Source organism: Faecalimonas canis (genome assembly GCF_054601575.1).
Genome location: NZ_BAAHSI010000007.1, coordinates 1 through 15391, shown reverse-complemented (window position 1 = coordinate 15391; position 15391 = coordinate 1). Strand labels below are relative to the sequence as shown.

Annotated in this window: 14 protein-coding genes and 1 other annotated feature; of the genes, 10 read left to right on the top strand and 4 right to left on the bottom strand. The window is 38.6% G+C overall.

What is annotated here, in order from left to right:
• Positions 1-98: 98 nt before the first annotated feature.
• From ACYPXO_RS01975 to ACYPXO_RS01960, 4 genes are all read right to left on the bottom strand, one after another.
• Positions 99-1706 (bottom strand): IS1/IS1595 family N-terminal zinc-binding domain-containing protein, encoded by a 1608-nt coding sequence (locus ACYPXO_RS01975; protein ID WP_459639020.1) that lies wholly within the window; start codon positions 1704-1706, stop codon positions 99-101.
• Between the two features lie 469 nt (positions 1707-2175).
• Complete coding sequence (locus ACYPXO_RS01970; protein ID WP_459639019.1) at positions 2176-2859, bottom strand: DUF4367 domain-containing protein; 684 nt, start codon at positions 2857-2859, stop codon at positions 2176-2178.
• The gene (locus tag ACYPXO_RS01965) at positions 2852-3430 is read right to left on the bottom strand and encodes an RNA polymerase sigma factor (RefSeq protein WP_459639018.1); all 579 of its coding nucleotides are present in this window, start codon (positions 3428-3430) and stop codon (positions 2852-2854) included. The genes ACYPXO_RS01970 and ACYPXO_RS01965 overlap by 8 nt, the downstream gene beginning before the upstream one ends.
• A gap of 15 nt (positions 3431-3445) precedes the next feature.
• Positions 3446-3964 (bottom strand): peptidylprolyl isomerase, encoded by a 519-nt coding sequence (locus ACYPXO_RS01960; protein WP_459639017.1) that lies wholly within the window; start codon positions 3962-3964, stop codon positions 3446-3448.
• Between the two features lie 142 nt (positions 3965-4106).
• Here ACYPXO_RS01960 and ACYPXO_RS01955 point away from each other — a divergent pair, with 142 nt between their 5' ends.
• The 10 genes from ACYPXO_RS01955 to tyrS all read left to right on the top strand — a co-directional run bounded on the left by ACYPXO_RS01955 (position 4107) and on the right by tyrS (position 15326).
• Positions 4107-5039: a DMT family transporter gene (locus ACYPXO_RS01955; protein WP_459639016.1), complete on the top strand. Its 933-nt coding sequence runs from the start codon at positions 4107-4109 to the stop codon at positions 5037-5039.
• Positions 5040-5091: 52 nt separating this feature from the next.
• Entirely contained in the window at positions 5092-5943 is an 852-nt protein-coding gene (locus ACYPXO_RS01950) for an energy-coupling factor transporter ATPase (protein ID WP_459639015.1), read from the top strand.
• Positions 5928-6770 carry an energy-coupling factor transporter ATPase gene (locus ACYPXO_RS01945; RefSeq protein WP_459639014.1) on the top strand — a complete coding sequence of 281 codons (843 nt, stop codon included), beginning with the start codon at positions 5928-5930 and terminating at the stop codon, positions 6768-6770. The genes ACYPXO_RS01950 and ACYPXO_RS01945 overlap by 16 nt, the downstream gene beginning before the upstream one ends.
• Positions 6767-7591, top strand: a complete 825-nt coding sequence (locus ACYPXO_RS01940; RefSeq protein ID WP_459639013.1) for an energy-coupling factor transporter transmembrane component T family protein — start codon at positions 6767-6769, stop codon at positions 7589-7591. The genes ACYPXO_RS01945 and ACYPXO_RS01940 overlap by 4 nt, the downstream gene beginning before the upstream one ends.
• Positions 7592-7675: 84 nt before the next feature.
• Positions 7676-8413 carry a tRNA pseudouridine(38-40) synthase TruA gene (truA, locus tag ACYPXO_RS01935; protein ID WP_459639012.1) on the top strand — a complete coding sequence of 246 codons (738 nt, stop codon included), beginning with the start codon at positions 7676-7678 and terminating at the stop codon, positions 8411-8413.
• 231 nt (positions 8414-8644) lie between these two features.
• Positions 8645-9604 (top strand): reverse transcriptase family protein, encoded by a 960-nt coding sequence (locus ACYPXO_RS01930; protein ID WP_459639011.1) that lies wholly within the window; start codon positions 8645-8647, stop codon positions 9602-9604.
• 10 nt (positions 9605-9614) lie between these two features.
• Positions 9615-11723, top strand: a complete 2109-nt coding sequence (locus ACYPXO_RS01925) for a DNA topoisomerase III (protein ID WP_459639010.1) — start codon at positions 9615-9617, stop codon at positions 11721-11723.
• A gap of 150 nt (positions 11724-11873) precedes the next feature.
• Positions 11874-12605: a glucosamine-6-phosphate deaminase gene (gene nagB / locus ACYPXO_RS01920; RefSeq protein WP_459639009.1), complete on the top strand. Its 732-nt coding sequence runs from the start codon at positions 11874-11876 to the stop codon at positions 12603-12605.
• An 11-nt stretch (positions 12606-12616) separates the two neighbouring features.
• Positions 12617-13723 carry an N-acetylglucosamine-6-phosphate deacetylase gene (gene nagA / locus ACYPXO_RS01915; protein WP_459639008.1) on the top strand — a complete coding sequence of 369 codons (1107 nt, stop codon included), beginning with the start codon at positions 12617-12619 and terminating at the stop codon, positions 13721-13723.
• Between the two features lie 55 nt (positions 13724-13778).
• Positions 13779-14024: a binding site (T-box leader), on the top strand.
• 78 nt (positions 14025-14102) lie between these two features.
• Positions 14103-15326 (top strand): tyrosine--tRNA ligase, encoded by a 1224-nt coding sequence (gene tyrS, locus ACYPXO_RS01910; RefSeq protein WP_459639007.1) that lies wholly within the window; start codon positions 14103-14105, stop codon positions 15324-15326.
• The last annotated feature ends 65 nt before the right edge of the window (positions 15327-15391 follow it).

Sequence of the window (15391 nt, the reverse complement as noted above, 5' to 3'; positions counted from 1 at the left end):
GTCTAATACTTATTATATTCGGAGTGTAGGGGAAAATCAATTCCCCTGTACTCCTTATTTACACTATCAATATAGACGGAAAAAGAACAATCTTACAATCAAGATGCTTTCTTCGGTCTACCACGCTTCCTTTTCTCAGGAAGTTTGTTAAATGCGTTCTTCATATCTTCAACAGAGCCATATCGCTCAATCGCAATCTCGTTGAAGATGATATCGTCAGCCTCTGGCAGGTCCGACAACCGACGAATACGGTCTGCCTTGGTTTCTTTTCTGTCGTATACTCCGTATAGTTTGGCAAGCTCGTTAAGCCTTGTAGTGCCGATACTGCGGAAGAACTTGCTGTGATTGAAGATAATGTCGGTGCTTTCACCTTCATAAGCGTTGCCATCACCAGCGTGGGCTTTAGGTTCCACAATCACGCTTCGTGCTGACTTCATACGCTTTCTTGCCTCTGTAATCGTTCTCTTGGAAGGGCGAGGCAGTCTGTTAATGCTCTGACCACTAATGTCTGCAAGGGTGGGAGACCACTTTTTCTTGATGGTGTATTCAACCATCTCAGCAAGGACATTACCTGCATCCTTCTTATTGAAGGAGCGAATGTGGTTCTTGCTCTTGTAGTTCTTGATATACACGAAAGAGCCGATATAAGCTGCCACATACTCACTGGAGATGCCTTGAACGGCATTCAGGAGCCTTTGGATGTCGCTGTGGAAGCTGTTTACACCATTGACCGTCAAACCGAACTTGTTCTTAATCTGGGTCAGTTCGTGGAACGAGAGGTCTCTGCCAGAGTTCTCAACATAGGGGTAAATTTTCTCCTTATAGAGTTGCTGGTTGATACCCTCGTTCTTGTCGTACTCCTCTTGTGTTAAAGTATGATAGACATCATCTGCATCCACATAACCACGAGCCTTACGAACCTGTAAATACTTGGACGGAACCACATAATGTTTAAAACTGTGCTTCTTGCTAAACTCGGAATATGCACCGTAGTTGTCGGAACATAGATAGCTGACATTTATGAGATTGCTTCTCAGTTCACGGTCAAGGATGTCGCAATCCATAGGACCCAAGCAGACACATTTAGCCCAATAGTGACCGTGTTCATCTACGGCACAGAGGACATTGACGAACTCAGGACCGAAGATGCCACACTCGGAGCGGTAATTGTGCTTTCTTGCTCGTCTGCTCTGTGTGGGGTCAAGGTAGGACACCAGAGAGCGAGAACCCTTCTGAGCCTCACGGACATACTTTTCATCTACCTGAACGATGCCAGATAAATGAGGCATAGGCATATCAGCCAAGGTGTGTCTGATTTTCTGCATCAGGAGCCAAGCAACGCTGGTGCTCTGAGTAGTGCTTTTGGTGTTCTCGGACATATAGACGGTAGTATCGCCATTCAGAACCGCATGGACAGCATTGATAACTTCATCAACGGAATAGGAACTGCCTTCAAAGATAGTATTTGTGACGATTGAGTATCCTTTGCCACAATCCTTGCACTTATATCGGGTGATACCGCTATCGTTTGTGCCGTTTTTAACCTTCTTCGGGGATAAACATTTAGGACATCTGATGGTGATGTTATGCTCAATGAAAAAGTCTTCTACTGTGCGGCTTTTCGCCACTCCAAGAGCTTTCGAAGATGCGGATTTAGACCTGAGATATTCAATAATCTGCTGTTCGTTCATTTTCTCAATTTCCATAAAAATACCTCAAAAGTTAAGAAAATAATTCTTATTTGTATATATTATAGCAATTTTTATCGAAAAGCTCAAGCATTTTACCCATATATTGTATCAAAAAGCACAAAATTTACAATTTATACATTATTTAGGGGGGAAATATAGCATCTCCCTGATTTAGAAAAAGTCGAAAAATTTTAGATTTAGAAAAAAATGCTAATAATCAATCCGAGCATAAGTATTCCGGCAGCAATTTTTTGCTTGGAAGAAACTGTAAAATTTTTAGGCATCAACCAAATCAAAACAATACTGTAAACGCAATAGACGAAATTAAGTGCGAAAAATACACTGCTGTAGTTGTACTCAATCTCGGCAGGCAGGAAAAGGGCTTTACACCAAGACAGTATACACATAATTTCCCAAATGAATACTAAAGGTTTGTAAGTTTTTAGAGATAGTTTCATAAAATGCCTCCTTTATTACAAGTGATTTATTCTTTTTGTAGACTTTGTATCATTTTAATTAATTCTTCTGCGTTTATTTTTCCACCTACATAGAAAATATAATTATCAGTAATATAAATAAGAGAATATACTCCGTGTTCATCAGAAAGTAAATAACCGGGAAAACCACCAATATCTAATGTTTTGGCTGGTACTCCATCAGAGGTGATTGAATTAGGAGAATTTTCCCATTGCTCTGGAAGGGATTGGGTGTAGTGTAAGGTATCCCCGTTTTCATTTACGAAAGATAGAATGTATTCCTGTGTTTGTTTAGTATATGTTTTTTCTATCTGTGTGTACCCTTCCGGAATATAAGTCGGTTTCACTTTCACAAACTCTTTTTCCTTATGATTTTCGGGAACGTCCAATGATACATCTGTATGGTCATCAAATAACTGTTCAAAATATTTCCCAATGCGTTCCCGAACATCAGGGTTGGCGAGAACGGTCATTCCGCTAAAAAGAAGAATGAGGACAGCCACAAGCAGATAACGGAATTTCAGACGTTTGCGGTATCTGACAGGAGATTTTGACTGTAATAATGGTTGCATTTTCTCCTCAAACGCAGGGGAAAAAGTATGAATATCTTTGTCCGAAAAATCAGTTACTTCCTTTTGGTAATCTTTTTCAACAGCAATTTTTACGGCATCTTTTAATAATTTATCATTCACTTTGAATCCCCCTTTTTAATAATTCCTCTTTCAACATTGCCTTTGCCCGCTGGGAGATTTTGCGAACGTGGGCAGGTGTTTTATCGATAAATTTAGCGATTTCCTCACCGGAAAGTGCATTGTAGTATTGCAAGTATAAAACTTCCTTATAAGGAAAGGGTAAGCTGCAAATTAATTCTGCAAGAATTTCTGCGACTTCTCGTTTCTCCGTTACCTCTTCCGGTGTAAAGTTCATTTCCACCTCAGTCCAGTCCTCATAGGAGGAGGTTTCATGGTGTTTTTTCTTCTGATAAAGTGTAAATGATTTGTTCTTTACAATAGTAACAATGTAGTTCCATGTTTTGTGACAGGAAATATCATTTATTTTTTCAAAATTTTCAATAATCGTCTTGAACGACTCGTGGACAATGTCCTCTGCATCATTTTCATTATGTAGAATCTTAAAGGCGACAGCATACATTTTATCTCTGTAGAGGAAATATAACTGTTCAAATTTTAGTTTTTCCTCCGGTGTTTCAAGCATTTCTAAGTAAACAAGCATAGTATCTCCAATTTCTAAAAAAGGCGGCAAACTTGCCGCCTTATATTACATTTTATTCGGTTCAGGATAATTTTCTCCGAATGTTTCTACAGTTACTGTTTTCATTCGCTGTGTTTCTAATGGTCTATCATTGTAATCTGTTGCTGTTTCCGCAATTTTATTTACAATATCCATTCCTTCTGTCACTTTACCGAATGCTGCGTAAGAGCCGTCTAAGTGAGGAGAAGTTTCGTGCATGATAAAGAATTGTGAACCTGCAGAATCAGGGTGCATTGCACGAGCCATAGAAAGTACGCCCGGTTCATGTTTTAAATGATTTGTAAATCCGTTCTGATTAAATTCTCCCTTAATTGTGTATCCAGGACCACCCATTCCTGTTCCGTCAGGACAACCGCCCTGAATCATAAAACCGCGAATAACACGGTGGAAAATTAATCCGTCATAATATCCGGAATTTACAAGAGATACAAAGTTATTTACTGTATTTGGAGCAATTTCAGGATATAATTCTGCTTTAATTATATCTCCGTTCTCCATTTCAAATGTTACGATTGGATTTGCCATTTGATTACTTCCTTTCTTCTGAAAAAATAATGTTATATCCTATTGTAATGTGGGAGAAATATTTTGTCAACGCACGGTTTTTACTTTACGAATGGGAGAAACTTCGTTACAATAGAGAAATGAAAAAATGGAGTGTGAGAAAATGGAAAAAACAATGAGAAAGACAAGTGTCGTTGCGATTTTGGCACTTATTTGCTGTGCACTTTGGGGAAGTGCATTTCCGGCAGTAAAGATAGGGTATGAATTATTTGAAATTAAGACGGTGGGAAGTCAGATTTTATTTGCAGGATACAGATTTTTGTTAGCAGGTGTTTTAACGCTTTTGCTGGCGTGTGTATATGAGAAACGTTTTGTCTGTTTGAAGAAATCATCTGTTCCTTATGTATTTGCACAGGGAATGCTGCAGACAACGATACAATATCTTTTCTTTTATATAGGAATGGCAAATACATCGGGCGCAAAAGGCTCTGTTATCAATGCATCAAACGGCTTTATTGCGATTATTGTTGCGTCAATGCTTATTCCGGCAGAGAAAATGACTTGGAGAAAGGCACTCGGTTGTATTGTAGGATTTGCCGGGGTTATTTTTATTAATTTGTCGCCGGGAGCGTGGGGAAGTGGGTTTTCTCTTCAGGGAGAAGGAATGGTTATGCTTTGTTCTATTGCTTACGGTACAAGTTCGGTGACATTGAAATTGATTTCACATAGGGAAAAACCGATGACCTTAACGGCATATCAACTGTTATTTGGCGGGGCGGTATTGACGTTTATCGGTATGTTTGCAGGTGGAAACATTACAAACTTTACTGTAAAATCTACTTTATTATTATTTTATATGGCGTTGCTTTCTACGGTTGCATTTAGTTTGTGGACAGTATTATTGAAATATAATCCGGTTGGCAAAGTTGCAATTTTTGGATTTAGTATTCCAATTTTTGGTGTGTTGTTGTCAGGTATTTTCTTAGGGGAAGAAATTTTTTCCGTAAAGAATATAATTGCATTGCTGTGCGTATGTGCGGGAATTATAATTGTAAATCGTGAAGGGAGAAGGAAAGAGCAGGTTGTTGCAAATTAAAGTGAGATGAAGTACAATAACACACAGTGACAAGACGAAAAGAGGTTTGCGTATGAGTATGATAAAAACAGAACACCTTGTGTTTGAATATGATAAATTAGATGAGATGGGAAATGTTGTGGGAAAACACCGTGCCATTGACGGCGTGAACTTAAATATAGAAGAGGGACAGTTTATTGCGATTTTGGGACACAACGGCTCGGGGAAATCTACATTGGCAAAACATATTAATGCCATTTTGACATCTACAGAAGGAACAATGTGGGTTGACGGAAAGGATACAAAGGATTTAGAAAAACTTTGGGAAATTAGACAATCGGCAGGAATGGTATTTCAAAATCCGGATAATCAGATTATCGGAACGGTTGTGGAAGAAGATGTGGGATTTGGACCTGAAAATTTGGGAGTTCCTACAGAGGAAATATGGCAACGTGTGGATAAGAGTCTTCATGCAGTCGGTATGACAGAGTATCGTCATCATTCACCGAATAAATTGTCAGGTGGACAAAAACAACGTGTTGCAATCGCAGGCGTAATTGCCATGTGTCCGAAATGTATCGTACTGGACGAACCTACGGCTATGCTTGACCCAATCGGAAGAAAGGAAGTTTTGCATACAGTAGAGGAACTTCGTAAAAGAGAAAAGGTGACTGTCATTCTCATTACGCATTATATGGAAGAAGTTATCGGGGCGGACAGAGTGTTTGTTATGGAGCAGGGACGCATTGTCATGGATGGGACGCCGAGAGAAATATTTTCACAGGTAGACGAGTTGAAAAAATATAGGTTAGATGTTCCTCAAGTAACTATGTTGGCACATGAATTAAGAAAAAAAGGAGTAAAACTTCCGAAGGATATTCTTAAGACAGAAGAGTTAGTGGAGGCATTATGTCAATTAAATTAGAGCATATCAATTATATATACGGAGAGGGAACGGCGTATCGCAAACAGGCGTTAAAGGACGTTTCGCTGGAAATTCCTCACGGACAGTTTGTGGGGGTTATCGGACATACAGGTTCGGGAAAATCTACGTTAATTCAACATTTGAACGGATTAATCAGGGCTACGGACGGAAAATTTTATTTTAATGGCGAGGATGTATATGCAGATGGATATTCTATGAGAAATCTTAGAAATGAAGTCGGACTTGTTTTCCAATATCCTGAACATCAGTTATTTGAAGTGGATGTGTTGACTGATGTTTGTTTTGGACCGAAAAATCAGGGACTTTCAAAGGAAGAGTGTGAAAAGCGGGCGAAAGAAGCATTGGAGGCGGTAGGATTTCCGGAAAAATATTATGGGCAATCGCCGTTTGATTTATCAGGAGGACAGAAAAGACGAGTGGCAATCGCAGGTGTTTTGGCGATGCACCCAAAAGTTCTTGTTTTAGATGAACCAACCGCGGGACTTGATCCAAAAGGAAGAGATGAGATTTTAGATCAGATTGCACAATTACATCGTCAAGGTGATATGACGGTAGTTCTCGTATCTCATAGTATGGAAGACATCGCAAAATATGTGGAGAGGCTTATCGTTATGAATAAAGGTGAAAAAATGTTTGACGGAACACCAAAAGAAGTATTTTCCCACTATAAAGAATTGGAACAGATAGGCTTATCAGCGCCTCAGGTCACTTATGTGATGAATGCGTTAAAAGATAAAGGTTTTGAGGTAAGCACAGAGGTAACGACAATTGAGGAAGCGGTAGAGGAGATAATGAAAGCATTATGATTAGAGATATAACAATAGGACAATATTATCCGACGAACAGCATTGTACATAGACTCGACCCAAGAGTAAAAATCATGTGTACGCTATTTTACCTCATTTCACTTTTCCTATTTAAAAGTGTGTTAGGATATGTACTTTGCACGGTATTTTTGTTTACGGTAATAAAATTATCGAAAGTACCGTTTAAATTTATTACAAAAGGTCTTAAACCCATCGTGATTTTATTAATGATTACGGTTTTATTCAATCTGTTTTTGACAAATCAGGGAGAGGTTCTTGTATCTTTTTGGATTTTAAAAATTACGGATGAAGGACTTCGCACAGCGGTATATATGGCGATACGTCTTATTTATCTTATTGTCGGTTCATCATTGATGACACTGACAACAACACCAAATGAATTGACGGACGGAATTGAGCGGCTGCTGAAACCATTTAACAAAATCAAAGTGCCGGTACATGAAATCGCTATGATGATGTCCATTGCACTCCGTTTTATTCCGATTTTACTTGAAGAAACAGACAAAATTATGAAAGCACAGATTGCAAGGGGAGCGGATTTGGAAAACGGAAACATTATTCAGAAGGCAAAAAATATGATTCCGATACTCGTTCCACTGTTTGTATCAGCATTTCGCAGGGCAAATGATCTGGCAATGGCAATGGAGGCAAGGTGTTATCAGGGTGGAGAAGGAAGAACAAAAATGAAACCGCTTGTATATAAAAAAAGAGATTACATTACTTATGCGGTAACAATACTATATATAGTTGTTATGGTTCTGGTAGGACGCTATATCTCCTTCCGGGTGTGGATATTTTAGTTAATTGGGGACGTAGTAAAATTGAGTTTTGCTACGTCCCCAATTAAGAAATACCCCGTCCCTTTTTTAGAATAGAGGTAAAATATGAAAAGAGTGAAGTTGACGATTGCCTATGACGGCACGAATTATTGTGGCTGGCAAATTCAGCCAAATGGGATTACAATAGAAGAAGTAATAAATAAAGCCTTAAGTAAACTGACCGGTGAAAATGTTGTGGTGATTGGGGCGAGCCGAACAGATTCCGGTGTACACGCCATGGGAAATGTAGCAGTGTTTGATACGGAAACGACGATTCCGGCGGATAGGATAGCAATGGCGGTGAACCGTATTTTGCCCGAAGACATTGTAGTAGTAAAATCAGAAGAGGTAGTTTCGGATTTTCATCCGAGATATTGTAATTGTGAAAAGACATATGAGTATCATATTGTCAATACGAGAATTCCAATTCCGACAAAGCGTTTAACAAATTATTTTGTTTCATATGAACTAGATATAGATAAGATGCGAGAAGGTGCAGCGTATCTGGTAGGTGAACATGATTTTGCCAGTTTCTGTAATATTAAGACAGATGTGGATAGTACGGTTCGCACAGTGAAAGAATTAGAGATTTTGAAAAATGGTGATGAGATTACCATTCGGATCAGTGGGAATGGTTTTCTTTATAACATGGTTCGTATTATTGTTGGAACACTTATTAGAGTGGGAAGAGGATTTTATCAGCCGGAACAGGTCAAAGAAATTTTGGAGGCGAAAAACAGAAAGGCAGCAGGGGTAACAGCACCGCCTCACGCATTGATGTTAATGGAAATCAGATATAATTAGGAAATTAAGCAGAAACAATAGCAGAACTGAAAGGATGAAATCCGTTTCAGCAGGGGAGCGAGTCGCTGTCCGGTATGGAAAAGAGAAACATGAAACGGGAAGATGCTGCGAAGTACTATTGCACACATCCGTGTGCATCGGTCGACTTTGCGACCCTCGGTACATCTTCGCACTTCCGGTATCGATGTATTGTATTGTTTCTGCTTTTTTTATAGGAAGAAGGGGTACAGAGTGTGGAGATATTGCACAGATGAAGAGGCGATTCGTTCTTTTCATCTGACAGATGGTCTTCAGTGTAAAGAAGGAAAAGAGATACAGACATTATTTGCAGTCAGCAATCATGCGGAAGTTCATTATCATACAGCCTATATTCCGAAGAAAAAAGGAGGTAGGCGAAAACTCCTTGTTCCTGATGCACTTCTTGGAAGGATACAGAAAAATATTTTGCAGAATGTTTTGGCGGAGAGAAAGGTATCGCCCTATGCAAAAGCCTATATAAAAGGTATGGGGATAGTGGAAAATGCTCTTCCGCACAGTCACGCAGAGATTCTTTTGAAATTAGATATAGAAGACTTTTTTGAGAATATTACATATCTTATGGTTTACCAAAAAGCATTTCCAGAAAAATATTTTCCGGCGTCCATACGGACAATGCTGGCACATCTTTGTTGTTATAACGATTATCTTCCGCAGGGAGCAGTTACTTCGCCGATGATTTCTAATCTGGTTATGTATTCTTTTGATGAATATATAGGAAAATGGTGTGGGGAGCGGAAAATTGCCTATACAAGATACAGTGATGACATGACATTCTCGGGAGATTTTGAAGTGAAAGAAGTTAAACATAAGGTGAGAAGTTTTTTGGGAAAGATGGGATTTTTGCTTAATGAAGAAAAAACAAGAGTGCTGAAACAATATCAAAGACAGACGGTTACGGGGATTGTAGTAAATGAAGGTACAAATATTTCTAAATCGTATAAAAGGTCAATTCGGCAGGAAATATATTACTGTGAAAAATATGGAGTGAAAGGCCACTTGCAGAGAAGAAATCTTTCTGAGAAAGAAGAAGTTCTTTATTTAAAGCAATTGCTTGGAAAGGTGAACTATGTGCTGCAAATCAATCCTGATGACAAAAATTTTCAGGAAGCAAAAAAGAAAATGAAAGAGATGTTACTAAAAATTAAAGGATAGGAAAAAAGAAATGAAATCATTAGTTATTGCAGAAAAGCCATCAGTAGCAAGAGATATTGCGAGAGTTTTACATTGTAAAAAGAATATTTCGGGCGCAATTGAAGGCGAAAAATATATTGTGACTTGGGCGCTGGGACATTTGGTAACCCTTGCAGATCCGGAAGGATATGATAAGAAGTTTAAAGAGTGGAAAATGGATGTTCTTCCGATGATGCCGAAGAAAATGGAACTGGTTGTTATTAAAAAAACGGCAAAGCAGTATAATGCGGTGAAAACTCAGTTGTTCAGAAAAGATGTGGATAAGATTATCATTGCCACAGATGCGGGAAGAGAAGGTGAACTTGTTGCGAGATGGATTTTAGCGAAAGCGAACTGCCATAAACCAATTCAACGTCTATGGATTTCCTCTGTAACAGATAGAGCAATTCAAGACGGATTTGCACACCTCTCAGATGGAAGAAAATATAATGATTTATATATGGCGGCAGTTTCCCGTGCAGAAGCGGATTGGCTTGTGGGTATTAATGCTACCCGTGCATTGACTTGTAAATATAATGCCCAACTTTCATGTGGGCGTGTACAAACGCCGACTCTTGCGATGATTGCCAAGAGGGAAGAGGAAATCAAAACATTTAAACCGCAGGCGTATTACGGGTTGGCAGTTCAGGCAGGGAAAATTAAATGGACATGGCAGGATACAAAATCGGGAAGTTACCGTACATTTTCTAAAGAAAGAATAGAAGAATTGGAAAATGCGGTGAAAAGCGGACGACTTCAAGTGGAAAAGGTAGAAAAAGCAGCGAAGAAATCATTTGCACCGGGACTATATGATTTGACGGAATTACAGAGAGATGCAAACAAACGATTTGGATTTTCGGCAAAGGAAACGCTGAACATTATGCAAAGACTTTATGAAAACCACAAGGTTTTGACGTATCCGCGAACAGATTCAAAATATATAGGAGCGGATATTGTGGATACGATTAAAGACAGACTTCGTGCCTGTGGTGTCGGACCATATAAAAAACTTGCGGGAAGTCTTTTGATGAAACCGCTTCAGACGAATAAATCTTTTGTCGATGATAAAAAAGTGAGCGACCATCACGCGATTATTCCGACAGAACAGTATGTACAGTTAGAGCATATGACGAACGAAGAAAGAAAAATTTATGATTTAGTTGTGAGAAGATTTTTGAGCGTTCTCTATCCGCCGTTTATTTATGAGCAGACAACGCTAAAAGGAAAAGTGGACAAAGAAACATTTGTGGCAAAAGGAAAGACAATTCAGCAAGTTGGCTGGAAGGCAGTATATGAGTATGAGGAAGAGAAAGAAGAAGATTTAGCGGAACAGTCTTTACCACAGATAGATAAAGAAAATGTATTTACAATCGAAAAGGTATCAACTACGGAAGGAAAGACAAAGCCACCTGCAAGGTTTACCGAAGCAGCGTTATTAGCAGCGATGGAAAAAGGCGGTCTTGGTACAGTGGCTACAAGAGCGGATATTATTGATAAACTTTTCAATACATTTCTTATGGAACTGAAAGGGAAAGAAATCTATCTTACTTCAAAAGGAAAACAGTTGTTATCACTTGTCCCAAAAGAATTAAAAAAACCTGAACTGACAGCGGACTGGGAGAGAAAACTTTCACGTATTGCCGAAGGAAGAATGGCAAAAGAAACTTTTATGACAGAGATTGAAGCGTATACGGAAGATATTGTAGAAGAAATCAAACACGGAGAAGGAAATTTCCGACACGATAATGTGACGACAAAGAAATGTCCGAAATGTAATAAGCCGATGTTGGCAGTAAATGGGAAAAATACAAGAATGCTTGTTTGTCAGGACAGAGAATGCGGACATAAAGAAGTGATTGCAAGACTTTCTAATGCGAGATGCCCGAATTGTCACAAGAAAATGGAAATTATTAAAAAGGGTGACGAGGAGCAGTTCGTATGTGTATGCGGACATAGGGAAAAAATGTCTGCATTTAAAGCGAGAAGAGAAAAAGAGGGAGCAGGAGTCAGCAAAAAGGATGTGCAGCGTTATTTGAAACAGCAGAAAGAAGAGCCGGTCAACACTGCATTTGCAGACGCATTTGCCAAATTAAAGTTATAAGAATACAAAATATATCAGTATAAAATAAAAAAAGATAACGAAATGGTTAAATAATCTACAAAATCTTTATATAACGTGATAATATATAAGAAGTATTATCTGATACTCAATAATGTTATAAGTTAGCATAGTAGAAAGGAAGAAACAGACATGAAAATTTGTAAAGCAAAAGATTATGATGAAATGAGCAGAAAGGCAGCAAATATTATTGGAGCACAGGTTATTATGAAACCAAATTGTGTTCTCGGACTTGCAACAGGTTCTTCACCAATCGGTACATATAAAGAATTAATTAAAAGATATGAAGAAGGAGATCTTGATTTTTCTCAGGTAAAATCAGTAAACCTTGATGAATATAAAGGACTTCCAAGAGATAATGACCAGAGTTATTATTACTTTATGAATGATAATTTCTTCAATCACATTAACATTGACAAAGCAAACACAAATGTACCAAACGGTATGGAACCGGATGCTGAAAAAGAATGTGCACGTTATGAAGAATTAATCGCTTCTCTTGGAGGGGTAGATTTACAGTTATTAGGACTTGGACATAACGGACATATCGGATTTAACGAACCTGCACCACAGTTTGATAAAGTTACACACTGTGTAGATTTACAGGAAAGCACAATTGAAGCAAATAAACGTTTCTTTGCATCAGCAGATGATGTTCCAAGACAGGCATACACAATGGGAATTGGAACAATTATGAGTGCTAAGAAAATCGTTGTTGTAGTGAGCGGTGAGGATAAAGCAGAAATCGTTAAGAAAGCATTTTTCGGACCGGTTACTCCTGAAGTACCTGCATCAATCTTACAGATGCATCCTGATGTAACAATTGTTTGTGATGAAGCAGCATATTCTAAAGTTGCTCAATAGAGGTGAAGACAATGATTATTAAAAATGTACAGGTATTTACGGAAGAAGGAAAATTTGAACCGGGAGAAATTATCATTGAAAACGGTGTTTTTCAGGATGTTGCGTCAAATCAGGACGAAGTGATAGACGGGCAGGGAGGATATGCTATTCCGGGACTCGTTGACGTACATTTTCACGGTGCAGTAGGACACGATTTCTGTGACGGAACAGAGGAAGCAATCCGTGAGATTGCCAAATATGAGGCATCACAGGGAATTACAACAATCGTTCCTGCAACAATGACATTATCTGAAGAAGAATTAATGAGTATTTCTAAGACAGCGGGAGCATATAAAAATGAAGAAGGCGCTGTTCTTGCGGGAATTAACATGGAAGGACCTTTTATTTCACCGGGGAAAAAGGGTGCTCAGGCAGGAACACATATTGTAAAACCTGATGTAGAAATGTTCCATAGATTGCAGGAAGCGGCAAACGGATTGTATCGTCTTGTTGACATTGCACCTGAAGTGGAAGGAGCAATGGAATTTATCGAAGAGTTGAAAGACGAAGTACATATTTCTTTTGCACATACATTAGCAGATTATGATACTGCAAAAAAAGGATATGATTTAGGTGCAGACCATGCGACACATTTATATAACGCGATGCCTGCATTTACACATCGTGCACCGGGAGTTATCGGTGCGGCACATGACAGTAGTCATTGTTTTGTAGAATTGATTACAGACGGTGTTCATATTCATCCATCAGTTGTCAGAACGACATTTGATATGTTTAAAGACAGAGTGGTTTTAATCAGTGACAGTATGCGTGCCACAGGTCTTGAAGACGGTGAATATACGCTTGGCGGTCAGGCAGTAAAGGTAGAAGGAAATGTGGCTACTCTTGTTTCTGACGGTGCTCTGGCAGGTTCTGTTACAAACTTAATGGATTGTGTGAGAGTTGCAGTACAGCAAATGGATATTCCATTAGAAACAGCAGTTGCGGCTGCTACAATTAATCCGGCAAAAAGTGTTGGTTTGGATGACAAATACGGTTCAATCAAAGCGGGAAAAGTCGGTAATGTTGTATTGTTAAACAAAGATTTATCTTTAAAAGAAGTTATTTTAAACGGTTAATAAGGAAACCGCACTTGACAAAATTAAGTGAATACGTTACCATTTCAAATATATAATGAAAGCGAAGAAAAGAAAAAGTAGTAATTGAAAATGCCATACAGAGAGCAGCCGGATGCTGAGAGGCGCATGGACTATCAGTTATGAATACATCTTGGAGCAGTACACCGAATACGAATGTTAGTAGGCTGTAACGGAGTGGCACTCGTTATCGTGCTGAAAGTATTGATAGATACTTGCTGAGGCATTCAATGTGAGTTGAATGTGAATTAAGGTGGTACCGCGAGATATACTCGCCCTTTAGTAATAAGGGGCGAGTTTTTTATTTATATAGAAGTGAAAACCTGTCCCGCATAATATAAAGATTAGAGGAGATAGGAAAATGAAAATTTATGATGAATTGAAAGCAAGAGGATTAATTGCACAGGTAACAGATGAAGAGTTAATCAGTAATTTAATTAATGAAGGAAAAGCAACATTTTACATCGGATTTGACCCTACAGCAGATAGTCTTCATGTAGGACATTTCATGGCGCTTTGCTTAATGAAACGTTTGCAGATGGCAGGTAATAAACCGATTGCTTTGATTGGAGGAGGAACAGGGTATATTGGTGATCCTTCAGGAAGAAGCGATATGCGTTCCATGATGACTCCGGAACAAATTCAGCACAACTGTGACTGCTTCAAAGAACAGATGAGCAAATTCATTGATTTCTCAGAAGGAAAAGCATTGATGGTAAATAACGCAGATTGGTTACTTGGATTAAATTATGTTGATTTACTCCGTGAAGTAGGACCGCATTTTTCTGTAAATCGTATGCTTACTGCTGAGTGTTACAAACAGCGTATGGAAAAAGGATTAAGTTTCCTTGAATTTAACTACATGATTATGCAAGCGTACGATTTCTACGCATTGTACCAGAATTATGGTTGTAATTTACAGTTTGGGGGAGATGACCAGTGGAGTAATATGCTTGCAGGTACAGAATTAATCCGCCGTAAACTTGGTAAAGATGCAAGTGCAATGACAATTACGTTGTTATTAAATTCAGAAGGAAAGAAAATGGGTAAAACACAGTCAGGTGCTGTTTGGTTAGACCCGAATAAGACATCTCCATTTGAATTTTACCAGTACTGGAGAAATGTTGCGGACAACGATGTATTAAAATGTATTCGTATGCTTACATTCCTTCCGTTAGAAGAAATTGATGAAATGGATAAATGGGAAGGAAGCCAGCTAAATAAAGCAAAAGAAATTCTTGCGTTTGAATTGACAAAACTTGTACATGGTGAGGAAGAAGCGATAAAAGCACAAGAAAGTTCAAGAGAACTCTTCACAAGCGGTGCGGCTGCAAATATGCCTACAGCAGAATTAGAGGAAGGAGATTTTGTTGACGGAAATATCGACATTTTAACAATGCTTGTAAAAAGTGGGTTAGTACCATCTAAATCGGAAGCAAGACGTGCGGTGCAGCAGGGCGGTGTTGCCGTAGACGGAGAAAAAGTGGAAGATATTAAGAAAGAATATACACTGGATGATTTAAGCGGAGAAGGTGTTGTCTTAAGAAGAGGAAAGAAAAATTTCCGAAAAGTAATTGTAAAATAATAAAGAAAAAGGAAAGTGTTTCAAAAGACGGACACTTTCCTTTTTCTTTTATTATGGACTTTAGT